Source organism: Sphingobacterium sp. PCS056 (genome assembly GCF_023273895.1).
Taxonomy (GTDB): domain Bacteria; phylum Bacteroidota; class Bacteroidia; order Sphingobacteriales; family Sphingobacteriaceae; genus Sphingobacterium.
Genome location: NZ_CP096883.1, coordinates 2,474,669 through 2,487,320, shown reverse-complemented (window position 1 = coordinate 2,487,320; position 12,652 = coordinate 2,474,669). Strand labels below are relative to the sequence as shown.

8 protein-coding genes are annotated in these 12,652 nt (G+C 34.7%); 7 read left to right on the top strand and 1 reads right to left on the bottom strand.

Going from position 1 to position 12,652, the window contains the following annotated elements:
• Window positions 1-3: 3 nt before the first annotated feature.
• The 5 genes from MUB18_RS10335 (at window position 4) to MUB18_RS10315 (ending at window position 9,721) form a co-directional block, all read left to right on the top strand.
• Window positions 4-5,277 carry a translocation/assembly module TamB domain-containing protein gene (locus tag MUB18_RS10335; RefSeq protein WP_248755844.1) on the top strand — a complete coding sequence of 1,758 codons (5,274 nt, stop codon included), beginning with the start codon at window positions 4-6 and terminating at the stop codon, window positions 5,275-5,277.
• Window positions 5,267-7,570, top strand: a complete 2,304-nt coding sequence (locus MUB18_RS10330; RefSeq protein ID WP_248755843.1) for a BamA/TamA family outer membrane protein — start codon at window positions 5,267-5,269, stop codon at window positions 7,568-7,570. Before MUB18_RS10335 ends, MUB18_RS10330 begins: the two co-directional genes overlap by 11 nt.
• Before the next feature lie 131 nt (window positions 7,571-7,701).
• Complete coding sequence (locus MUB18_RS10325; protein WP_248755842.1) at window positions 7,702-8,640, top strand: malate dehydrogenase; 939 nt, start codon at window positions 7,702-7,704, stop codon at window positions 8,638-8,640.
• 29 nt (window positions 8,641-8,669) lie between these two features.
• Window positions 8,670-9,215: a helix-turn-helix domain-containing protein gene (locus MUB18_RS10320; RefSeq protein WP_248755841.1), complete on the top strand. Its 546-nt coding sequence runs from the start codon at window positions 8,670-8,672 to the stop codon at window positions 9,213-9,215.
• Between the two features lie 62 nt (window positions 9,216-9,277).
• Window positions 9,278-9,721 (top strand): aspartyl protease family protein, encoded by a 444-nt coding sequence (locus MUB18_RS10315; RefSeq protein WP_045753711.1) that lies wholly within the window; start codon window positions 9,278-9,280, stop codon window positions 9,719-9,721.
• On the opposite strand, the gene MUB18_RS10310 is transcribed toward MUB18_RS10315, so the two are convergent.
• Entirely contained in the window at window positions 9,707-10,927 is a 1,221-nt protein-coding gene (locus MUB18_RS10310) for an MFS transporter (RefSeq protein WP_045753710.1), read from the bottom strand. The genes MUB18_RS10315 and MUB18_RS10310 overlap by 15 nt on opposite strands.
• Window positions 10,928-11,096: 169 nt before the next feature.
• Between MUB18_RS10310 and fsa the strand changes: the two genes are divergently transcribed.
• Together fsa and MUB18_RS10300 are read left to right on the top strand one after the other, a co-directional pair.
• Window positions 11,097-11,756: a fructose-6-phosphate aldolase gene (gene fsa / locus MUB18_RS10305; RefSeq protein WP_021188478.1), complete on the top strand. Its 660-nt coding sequence runs from the start codon at window positions 11,097-11,099 to the stop codon at window positions 11,754-11,756.
• 100 nt (window positions 11,757-11,856) lie between these two features.
• Entirely contained in the window at window positions 11,857-12,315 is a 459-nt protein-coding gene (locus tag MUB18_RS10300) for a Fur family transcriptional regulator (RefSeq protein ID WP_045753709.1), read from the top strand.
• Window positions 12,316-12,652 lie beyond the last annotated feature (337 nt).

The following is a 12,652-nucleotide window of genomic DNA, read 5'->3' as shown; positions in this document are numbered from 1 at the left end:
ATTTTGAATAAATTTAGCCGTATCGCATTAAAGACCCTATTATGGATCATTGGATCTGTAATAGGACTCATACTTCTCATTATTTTTTTAATACGACTTCCTTCTGTGCAAACTTATATTGCGGGAAAAGTAACTACTTATGTGGAAGGAAAGATAGGAACTCCTGTCCGTATAGGGCGTGTTAACATAGAATTTCCTAAAAAACTTGTTTTAGAGAATATTTATCTTGAAGATCAGTCTAAGGATACCTTAGTTGCCGGAGAAGCCATAAAGGTCGAGATCAATATGATAAAATTGCTTAAAAGCACAGTCGAGATTCAACAATTGGAGGCCACAGGTATAACAGCAAAAATTCATAGATCTATGCCTGATAGCAGTTTCAACTTTGATTACATAATTAAAGCATTTGCTAGCCCTGAACCGTCCAAAGCAAAATCCGATACTACCTCAGCAATGGTGTTTAACATGGATAAAGTCATATTTGACCGTTTTCATATCGTTTATGCAGATGATGTCATTGGTACAAATGCCGATGTCTATTTAAAACATTTTGACACACGCATCAAGAAATTTGACCTAACGAAAAATATGGCATTTGACATGCCAAAAATTAATATTGATGGTCTGGGTGCTATCATAACACAATGGAATCCTACAGAAGAAGGAGACGGCCCCAGTGTTGAGGATTTTGGAATTACAGATCCCACAACTATTGCGACTTCTCTTTTACCTGATATTGGTATTAACATCGCTGATTTGAGAAACATAAATGTTCACTATGAGGATAAATCATCCAAATTGAGAACAAAGTTTTCGATTCAAAAACTATATGCTGATATCAACAATATTGATCTTAATAAGGAAATTGTCGATATAAAAAAAATAAGTTTGGAAGGATCTGATTCACAAGTTTTTTTTGATAAAATAGCAAAAAAAACTTTACCTGTATCGGATAAAAATACTGCGTCATCACCTCCTACTAAAGTAAATTGGGTTGTATCTGTTTCTGATATCAACATCAATAATACCAATGTTTGGTATAAAGATGATAATCAGGCTCGCATGAAGGGATTTGATTATTTTAACATCAAAGTTCCCGCGATTAATACTGCAATGACGGACTTATTTTACAGTGCAGACTCGATTAGTGGATCTTTAAAATCCTTAACAGCAAAGGATCACTCTGGTTTCGAAATTAAAAGCTTAAAAGGTGATTTCATCTATACCAATACTGGTGCTGAAATCAAAAATCTATATGCAGCAACTGCCAAAACATTATTACAAGATTATATTAAGATATCATATCCCTCTCTGGAAGCAATAGCAGAGAAACCAGAATTACTTACTGTCAATGCCAATATAAAAAAGAGTCACGTTGATATGCGCGATATTTATTATTTTGCTCCTTTTTTGGATACGATGGAGATCATGCATCCATTAATGAATAAAAAGTTCAACATCGACGGAAAAGTTATAGGAAGATTGAATGATCTCAATATCCCACACTTAGATTTCAGTACATTATCGAACACAAAAGTAATTGCCAGTGCCCGAATTAAGGGACTTCCTGATGTAGACAAGATGTCCATAGACCTTACCCTTAAAAAATTCACTACTGGACGATCAGATATTGAGCAACTCGTTGCGAAATCGCTCTTCCCTAAAAACCTTGAGCTTCCAAACGCGATTGGATTAACGGGAACATTTAAGGGTGGAATGCAATCATTCAATACCAACTTGGCATTGCTCACAGAAAAAGGAACAGCCAAAGTCAATGGTAAATTTGATATTTCAAAGCGTGATACGACATATGATGCTTTTGTATCTATTAAGGACTTTGATATCGGAAAGATTTTAAAGCAAGATTCTGTATTAGGTATATTATCCTTTGAAGCCAATGTAAAAGGTCACGGACTTGATCCTAAGAAAGCCATTGCTAACGTAGATGGCAAACTCATTCAATTGGATGCACTTGGATACCGTTATCATAATATCGACATGAACATGAATGCCAATTCAGGAGATATTAAAGCAAATATTACTAGTATTGATCCTAATATCAAATTTAATTTAAATGCTACGGCCGATATGAGTCAAAAATATCCAAAAGTTAATTTTGAATTGATGGTGGATAGTGTCAATCTTCAAAATTTAAAATTGATGGATGATGACTTTCGTTATCATGGTAAAATGGTTGGAAATTTTGAAACTGCCGATCCAAATTATTTAAATGGGGAAGCACATATCATCAATTCTTCTATTGCTTATAATAATGATCGCTATAGTGTTGATAGTATATCGCTGATTGCGAAATCGGACACTAGTTCCAATCTCTTGATGCTGAAATCAGCATTTTTGAATGCCCATTTAGTCGGTAAATATAAATTAATGGAGTTAGGCACTGCTATCCAGGATATCGCACATGTTTATTACCAACCTGGTGCACCAGTTGTTCTCCCAAAATATGAAGATCAGCGATTCGAATTTTCGGCACAGTTGACTAGAACCAAATTTATTAAAGATTTTCTACCAGATCTTACTGAGATGAAAGACATTACTCTGGACGGTATGTTTGACAGTAAGAATAAATTGATCCAAGCTAAACTCAATGCTCCAAAAATTGTTTATGCAGGTACGGATATCAATAGCGTATCTCTAGATTTAACAACAGTTGACAGCACAATGTACTATTCAGCTCTTATCAATAAGATTAAAGTAAGTAACATTGAATTGATCAATACTGTTTTCAGTGGTAAGGTCATTAAAAACAACCTTGATTTTGGTCTTTGGATTAAGGATAAACAAGATAAGGAACAATATCATTTAGGTGCTAATATGAAAGTCGACCGTGGAAACTTTCTCTTTAGCTTACTTGAAAATGGGCTGATGTTAAACTATGAAAAATGGAATGTCGATAGTACAAATGTTATTTCATTTGGAAATGCTGGTATTCAAGCACATAACTTCGTCCTTGAAAACAACGGACAATTATTAGAAATTAAATCACAAGATAGTGTTCTAAACTCGCCTATTGATCTCGTTTTCAAAAATTTTAGAATTGAAACTCTCAGTAAAATGGTCGCTGCAGATGATATGAATTTAGGCGGGGGTATTAATGGACAAGCAACTATTTCGCGTCTGGAAAGCAGTCCTGTTTTTGTTTCTGACATTGGCATTGATAAATTTTACTTAGGGACAGATACAATTGGTAATGTCAATATTAAAGTAAATAATGAAAAAGAAAATACATATGCAGCAAATGTGAGTATTACTGAAAATGGTAATAACGTCAGTTTAATCGGTGAATTTATAAGTCCTCCAAAAGGGGCAGCAACATTTGATGCTGTTCTAAACATCGCCCCTTTAAAGATGAAAACCATCCAAGCATTTAGTTTTGGTTATTTAAAAGAATCAAAGGGAGATGTTGAGGGACAATTAAAAATTTCAGGAACTACCGATAAACCCGCCATCAATGGTGATTTGAACTTTAATAAAGCAGAGTTTAATGTTGCTATGCTAAATGCGGCATTCTTTATTGATAACGAAAAAATTGCCTTTAATAATAGAGGCATTACATTATCGGATTTCAACATAAAAGATAAGAAAGGAAATAGTGGTACTATGAATGGCACCATTCTAACTCAAAACTACATCGATTATGATTTTAATTTAAATCTTAAAACAGATAATTTTGAAGTCGTGAATTCTACGCGACAAGATAATGATCTATTTTTTGGTAAAATGTATGTTTCTTCGGACTTAAGAATACGTGGCACGCTGGATAAACCTGTTGTTGATGGAAATATTAAAGTCCAAGACAAAACTGATTTTGTATTCATTATGCCAAATGATGAGCCTGGAATGGTAGAAAGAAAAGGAGTGGTAGAATTTGTGGATAAAAGTGATACGACAAGGACTAATGTATTTGCTAAATTAGATTCATTAACCACCACTAAGCTTACAGGTATAGATGTTACATTAAATTTACAAACGGATAAAAATGCTAAATTTAAAGTCATTTTAGATGAAGGTTCTCAAGACGCCCTAAATATTCAAGGGGAGGCAGAATTAAATGCTGGAATTGATGCAAGTAATAAAATCACTATGTCAGGAACATATACGGTTGAAAAAGGTAGCTACTCCTTCTCATTTGGACCTGTTAAACGTGAATTCTTATTTAAAGAAGGTAGCACAATTACTTGGGCTGGTGATCCTTTAGATGCAAGATTGGATATTACTGCCGTGTATAAAGTAAAAGCTCCTACCCTAGAACTCGTACAGACGCAGCTGGGTGCGGAGAACGCTAATCTTTACAAACAACGTGTTCCTTTTAATGTGAATCTATTGATTACAGAACAACTTTTTGAGCCTAAATTGGGATTTGATATTGATTTGGATGAAAATAATGCAATCGCCTCTCAAGATGTTGTAAGTAAAGTCAATAATGCTCTTGCACAGCTTCGTACAGATCCTTCAGAAATCAATAAGCAAGTTTTTTCTTTGATTGTGCTAGGTCGGTTTATGGCTTCCAATCCATTTGAAAGTTTATCTGGTGGAGGTGGTGTTGAATCCATGGCTCGAAATAGCGTTAGTTCGTTACTTACCTCACAACTAAATCGCTTGGCATCAGATCTTATAAAAGGTGTGGAATTAGATTTTGACTTACAATCAGAACAAGATTTCACCACCGGAGTAGGAGAAACACGCACTGACTTAAATATTGGGGTTTCAAAAATGTTATTCAATGATCGATTGAAGATAACGATTGGTTCAAACTTTGAGGTTGAAGGTAATTCAAGACCTGGAGAACAGGCTGCTAATATTGCTGGAGATATTAGTTTGGACTATCAATTATCTCCTGATGGAAGATATTTTGCAAGGGTATATCGTAAAAATCAGTATCAAGTAACCCTTCAGGGACAATATGTAGAAACTGGTATTGGATTTATCATCAATATGAGCTATAATAAATTCAAAGAAATTTGGATGAATTCTAAGAAGCTTAACGAATATAATTCTGGCAGCAAAAGTTTTAGAAAACGTTTTGATGTAGAGCGGATGGAAACAGATTCTGTTTATCGTGATAGCGTCAGGTATGTGATACGTGATAGCATTATGCGCAACGATCCTAAAAAATATAAGGAACGCTACAATAATCAAAAGCAAAAAATACAAAAAACGGATTCAAACAATAAAACTGATTCAACAAATCAGAAAGCAGACACAATTGGACAAAAAGTGATCAGAAATGAAGAAAGGGAGAAGAATGAAAAATAGTAATCAATTTATAGCTTTTGTTTTATTATTGGGGCTCTTCATTGCTTCTTGTTCAACAACTAAAAATCTAAAAGAAGGTGAATCCTTATATGTGGACGGTCATGTTGATATTGAATCAGATACTATTCCTAAAGAACAAAAAAAGATATTAGCGACACATTTGGAACAAGTGCTTATGCCAAAACCTAATAAATCATTATTTGGATGGCGTTATAAACTAGCTTTCAATAATATGGCTGGTGATTCAGTTGGAAGAAATTTCATAAAGAAGCAATTGAAAAAAATGGGGGAAGAGCCGGTTCTGTTAAGTGATGTTAACCGAGAATACAATGAGAATTTACTTCGGAATCGACTAGAAAATATCGGTTTTTTTAATGCTGAGGTTAAATCTGATACAACCATTAAAGATAAAGAAGCGACTATTCACTATATTGCTACAACCAATTTAATCTACCGAATAAAATCAGTCAAATTTGACGTGGATAGCACCACTCAGCTTGGTCAAGATATATTGCAATCACGTGAAAAATCACTCTTAATAGTGGGTAAACATTATGATCTTGATGATATATTAAACGAACGCGACCGAATAGACAATGAACTCAAAAAGATTGGTTACTATTATTTCAGTCCTGATTATTTACTGGTACAAGTGGATAGCACCATTGGAAACAATAAAGTAAATTTGTATGTAACCCTGAAGCCTGAAACACCAGAAATTGCCAAAGCGCCATCGAAAATTAATAATATATACATCTATCCAAATTATACAGATGCCGGAACAGGTTATCAGCGTGCACCTCGTAATGCCGAACTATTTGATAGTTCGTATTATTTTATAGATAGGCAAAACACCTTTAGAAAACCCGTTCTTGCGAATCATATTTTCTTCAGAAAAGGGGATCTTTATAACCGTGATGCACATAACAAGACGATCAGTCATCTTGTCAATTTAAACAGTTTCAAATTTGTTAAAAACAATTTTGTAGATAGTAAGGATGTTAAAAATGGATTAGATGTTTACTACTACCTTACTCCTCTTCCTAAAAAATCAATTCGGGTGGAGCTTTTGGGTAAAATGGCATCCGTTTATAATGGTACGGAGCTTAATGTAAACTGGCAATTGCACAATGCCTTTAGAGGAGCTGAATTACTTAGTCTCAATGTATTTGGTGGTTATGAAACACAGACGGGCGGAAGTGTTAGCTTAAATTCGAGCTATTATCGCTATGGAGCTGATCTGACCTTGACACTACCGCGTATCCTGTCACCTTTTAAAATAGATCCGAGTCGTAGGTACATACCAAAAACATATATTAAAACAGGGTTTGAATTCTTGAATAGAACCAAAGCGTATACTTTACGATCACTCAAACTCGACTACGGTTATATTTGGCAAGAATCACAAGAAAAACAACATGATCTAGGATTATTAGAAATCACTTATGTACAACCTAGTCGTGTGTCTGATGAATATAAAGCTCAATTGGATACTGTGCCTACGTTAAGACATGCTATTGAGCCGCAATTCACCATTGGTCCAAACTACAATTTCACCTTGTCAAACACGATGAATAAAACTTTAAAGAACACTTTTTATTTTAAAGGAAATTTGGATTTATCAGGTAACGTTTTGGGATTGCTCAAGGGTGCTAATTATAACGAAGGGAAGACTTTTAAATTATTTAACGCTTACTTTTCTCAATATATTAAAATAAGTGGTGATGGTAGACACTATCTCAAATTGAGTGAAAATTCGCAATTGGCTTCTCGCGTTAGTGTGGGTTTAAGTTATTCCTATGGAAACTCACGTGCACTGCCCTATTTAAAACAATATTATGTGGGTGGTCCTAATAGTATCCGAGCATTTGCAGCACGTGCAATCGGTCCTGGAACGTTGAAACCTCAGAATATTGGTACGGACAAATTTTATGCGGATCAAACGGGTGATATTAAATTGGAACTCAACACTGAATATCGTGCTAAACTTGCAGGATTTGTACACTGGGCAGCGTTTATTGACGCCGGTAATGTGTGGTTGCAAAATACGGATGATGAAAAACCAGGGGCGAAGTTTAGTAAGGATTTCCTAACAGAATTGGCTGTTGGCGGTGGACTAGGTTTAAGATTTGACTTTACTTTTTTAATTTTAAGAACAGATTTTGCAATTCCATTGCGTGTCCCCTACTTAGAAAAAGGAGATCGGTGGGTATTTAAAGATATCGATTTGGGAAGTAGTCAGTGGCGCAAGAACAATTTAATGTTCAATTTAGCGATTGGCTATCCATTCTAAATAAAAAGGGAGAACGAAAGTTTCTCCCTTTTTATTTAGAATTACTTTTTATAAAACTTAATTGTATTCCTACCATTTAATGAGTAAATTCAAAGAAAAATTAATGTCTAAGGACCAAAATTAATAAGCTTATGAAAGTTACAATAGTTGGTGCAGGAGCAGTTGGAGCGACCACTGCAGATAATTTAATGAGAAGAGAAGTTGCTGAAGAAATCATACTTTTAGATATTAAAGAGGGTTTTGCAGAAGGTAAAGCACAAGATATGTCACAGACTGCTGCCTTATTAGGTTTTGATTCTAAAATTAAAGGCGTTACCAATGACTACAGTGCTACAGCTGGTTCGACAGTGGCGGTTATTACATCTGGAATTCCTAGAAAACCTGGAATGACTAGAGAAGAGTTAATTGGTACGAATGCTAATATTGTTAAAACGGTTGTCGATAATTTGGTTAAACATTCACCAGATATCATTATTGTGATCGTTTCTAATCCTATGGATACAATGACTTATCTTGCCCTACAAAGTTCTGGCCTGCCTAAGAATAGAATTATCGGTATGGGCGGAACACTGGATTCTGCTCGATTCAAATATCAATTAAGTGATAAATTAAATGCTTCTGCAGGGGACCTTAATGCAATTGTTATAGGTGGTCATGGCGATACTACAATGATTCCGCTGATCAAACATGCTACTTGGAACAGTATTCCTGTAAGTGATTTTTTGAACGAAGACGAGCAAGATGAAATCGTACAAAAAACAATGGTAGGAGGTGCTACATTGACAGCTTTAATTGGTACATCGGCTTGGTATGCTCCAGGAGCAGCAACTGCAGCTGTCGTCGAGAGTATTGTTCGTGATCAAAATAAACTCTTCACAGCTAGTGTATTTTTAGATGGAGAATTTGGACTATCAGATATCACTTTAGGTGTCCCTGTTATCATTAATAAAAATGGTTGGGATAAAATCGTACCTTTGAACTTGTCGGAAGGGGAAAAGCAAAAATTACATAAAAGTGCTGAGGCGGTCCGCAATATGAATAATGTATTAAAAGAAATTAACGTTTTATAAAAAATTATATGCAACTCTTTATTAAAAATATGGTCTGCAATAGATGCAAGATGGCTGTAGAAAATATATTTAAAGAGTTGCATATCCCTTATAGTGATCTTCAATTAGGTGTCGTTACTTTAGAAGGAACCTTGAAACCCGCACAACGCGAACATATACAAGAAAGCTTGCATGCTATTGGATTTGAATTGATAGATGATAAAAACACGCGTGTTATTGAGAAAATAAAACTAGTGATCATCGATTACACACGTCAGCCATACCAATATTTAAATAGAAACCTTTCAGAGATATTATGTGATAACCTATTTCTGGAATATAGTACTCTGAGTGCATTATTTTCATCTGTAAGCGGAACGAGTATTGAAAAATATGCTATTTTTCAAAAGATAGAATACATCAAAGAGTTGTTAATTTATGACGAACTAACTTTGGCGGAGATCGCGGAAAAACTCAATTATTCGAGTACTGCTTATCTCAGCAACCAATTTAAAAAAAATACAGGTCTTACACCGACTCAATTTAAAAACCTGAATAACCCAACCGCACTTAGGCGAACCTTAGATCAGGTATAATAATTATGTTAAAAATATAATTTATCCTTTCGGTAAGCATATATTTTTTCTATGTTTGAAATATGGCAATTATCCCACTAAGGCTTTTACAATTACAAGAACAAGGTACTCATATCCTAGTTGAAGTTACATTATTCAATACTGCTCATCTCATGGTCCTGGATACTGGAGCTTCAAAGACTGTATTTGATAAAAATCAATTGGAAACTATACATTCGGATCAATTTCAATTGGAAAGTACAGATACACTTTCATCTGGATTGGGCACTAATACCATGCAAAGTTTTTTGATCCATATACCGCATCTTAGTATGCAGGACTGGACCATCAAAAACTACAAAGCTGCTGTACTAGACCTGAGCTCAATCAACTATGCCTATGAACAGATGAATTTACAACCTGTAATTGGAGTGTTAGGAGGAGACATTTTAGCTCGTTATGGTGCTGTGATTGATTATAAAAAGAAGACGCTCAAACTGCTTAAAAGAAGGTTAAAACTTAAATAGTCTTTTATGGATATGCATCCTTAAATACAAATAGTAAGCTATAGCAATCAGTATTCCTGCTCCGCCCATAAAATATAAAACACTTCGCAACCCAAAATAGCTTGCTAATGCTCCTATTAGTAAACTTCCTATTGGAAAAACACCTTGAAATGCCATCACATAATATGATATTGCTCGAGCTCGGTACATGGGCATCGCATGCGTCTGTATATAAGTGTTGATACTAGAGTTCTGCATCATCATAGCAAAAGAAACGACTGCTGTATAGACTAAAGCCAAAACCAACACAGAGGAATGACCTAATAAGAATAAAGCCGCACCCATTAATAAGGCTGCACCCATTACTTGATAGCGCATATTTGTACCCGACTTCAATCTGGCCATATTAATCGCGCCAATCATTGCGCCAAGACCTGCAGCGCTTTCAAACCAGGAAAAGGTACCTGCATCACCATGGAACATCTCCTTGGCTACAGCAGGCAGCAACGAGGTATACGGAATGACCAATAGACTTGAAAAAGTCATGACAATGATGAGCGAAAAAATATGTGGAGATCGCTTCAAATAGAAAAAACCCTCAACTAATCCTTGCCAATTGCTTCCTTTACTTAAACTAGCAGTATTTTCAGTCACATTCATCATCCATAGCGTAATCAGAACAGGTATAAAACTCAAAAAATTGCTACTAAAACACATCATTTCTCCATAAGTGCTCAAAAGGATCCCTCCTATAGCTGGACCGACCATACGCGCAGCATTGAATATAGAAGAGTTAAGTGCGATAGCATTAGGTAAATCTTTTCTATTATCAACTAGATGTACCATCAGTGATTGTCTTCCTAATACATCAAATGCATTGATTACCCCCTGTGCAAATCCCAAAATAGATAGCCATAAAACCGTTTCCATTTTTAGATATACCAATAATGTGAGAATCCCTGCTTGGATCATCAAACCTATCTGAGTCATAAACACAAGCCTATATTTCTTGTGCTTATCGACAAAGCTTCCTATAAAAGGTGATAATACTAAAGAAGGAAGCAACGATATAAATGAAACAAAACCTAGCCAAAATACAGAGTCCGTTAATTTATATACCAACCAACTAATGGCAACACGCTGCATCCACGTCCCCATCAATGAAATCGCTTGACCGATTATATGTAATCGAAAATTCGGGTATTCAAGAGAACGAAATATCTGCATATCAACATGTAATAGAAGTAAATGAAAATGGTAAGCTATTATGAACAGTTCATATTAAGCAATATTTGTGCAGTAATTTCAATTCAGCACAAGATTAGTGAATTTTAATCGATAACTTTGCCCCTTAAAGGTAAATAAACCAAACAATTAACAATCAATTCAATACGAGATGAAATTTTTTATTGACACAGCAAACTTAGAGCAAATCAAAGAAGCACAAGATTTAGGTGTATTAGATGGGGTAACAACAAACCCAAGTTTAATGGCCAAAGAAGGAATTAGTGGTGACGAAAATGTAATCAATCATTACAAAGCCATATGTGCTATCGTAGATGGGGATGTAAGTGCAGAGGTAATTTCTACAAATTACGAAGAAATGATCAAAGAAGGAGAGGCGCTTGCAAAACTAGATGACAAGATTGTTGTTAAAGTTCCAATGATCAAAGATGGTATTAAAGCAATTAAATATTTCAGTAAAAAAGGAATCAAAACAAATTGTACTTTGGTTTTCTCTGCTGGTCAAGCATTACTAGCTGCAAAAGCTGGAGCAACTTATGTTTCACCTTTCATCGGACGTTTAGATGACATTTCGACAGATGGCCTAGGGCTTATTGAAGAGATCCGTTTGATCTACGATAATTATAGTTTCCCTACACAAATCTTAGCAGCATCAGTACGTAATAGTGCACATATTTTAGGTTGTGCTAAAATTGGAGCTGATGTTATGACTGGCCCATTATCAGCTATCACTGCTTTATTGAAACACCCTTTAACAGATAGCGGTCTTGCTACTTTCTTAGCTGATCACGCCAAAGCTGCGGGTAAATAATTTGAGATAAAGCATTTTTATAAAACGGTCAAAAAGCAAGTAACATAAACTTGTTTTTTGACCGTTTTTTTATATAGGAATAATGATGTATTTTTGTATTATGAGTAAAGATCAACAACATGAAAAAGCAGTACTTGAGCCTGTCGATTTTACAGCTTTGCTAAAGCAATATCATTTAAAAGTAACGCAACCTAGACTCCGAACTTTAGAAACAATATCGACTAAGAAATCAGCAATTTCACAACCAGAATTGGAAAAATTAATTGGTAAAGAAATTGATCGGGTTACGCTATACCGTGTACTAGCTTCTTTTGAAGAGAAGGGTATATTGCATAAAATTTTTGATCTCAATGGAACGGCAACTTATGCCCTTTGTTCCACAAATTGTTCCGAACATAATCACCACGATCAACATGTTCATTTCATCTGCAGGCGGTGTAATTCTGTCTATTGTATGGAAGAAATCAATCTTCCAAAATTTAATCTTCCACAAGGTTACAAACTAGAAACAGTAGCTATAAATGCACTTGGGCTCTGTGATCATTGCACGGAAAACTAAACACGATACTGCTTCCAAATCGATGGTATTTGCTGGTTTTACTTTCCTTATGGAAATATCATTTTCCTCTAATTTATAGCAATGATCAAAGCTAATTATTTAATATATTTAAATGCTAAAATTTAGCAATTAAAAAAATAAACCACTCATTAAAAGGTTATTAAGAAACTACATTAAATAATTTTGTTACACCTTATATTTTAGCAAAATATAAAAAGATCAGCTTAAAGTATAAATACAAACGTCCGAAAAATTTCTTCATCAGAATAATTAAGCAAAAACAAATATAAATACCTATTTATCAACAATATAACAAAGCTAAAGCAAATTAAAAATA

Bases quoted from the DNA above. Each gene is read 5' to 3' on its own strand.
- MUB18_RS10330 (WP_248755843.1), top strand. From the start codon at position 5,267: ATGAAAAATAGTAATCAATTTATAGCTTTTGTTTTATTATTGGGGCTC.
- MUB18_RS10325 (WP_248755842.1), top strand. From the start codon at position 7,702: ATGAAAGTTACAATAGTTGGTGCAGGAGCAGTTGGAGCGACCACTGCA.
- MUB18_RS10320 (WP_248755841.1), top strand. From the start codon at position 8,670: ATGGTCTGCAATAGATGCAAGATGGCTGTAGAAAATATATTTAAAGAG.
- MUB18_RS10315 (WP_045753711.1), top strand. From the start codon at position 9,278: ATGGCAATTATCCCACTAAGGCTTTTACAATTACAAGAACAAGGTACT.
- MUB18_RS10310 (WP_045753710.1), bottom strand. From the start codon at position 10,927: ATGCAGATATTTCGTTCTCTTGAATACCCGAATTTTCGATTACATATA.
- fsa (WP_021188478.1), top strand. From the start codon at position 11,097: ATGAAATTTTTTATTGACACAGCAAACTTAGAGCAAATCAAAGAAGCA.
- MUB18_RS10300 (WP_045753709.1), top strand. From the start codon at position 11,857: ATGAGTAAAGATCAACAACATGAAAAAGCAGTACTTGAGCCTGTCGAT.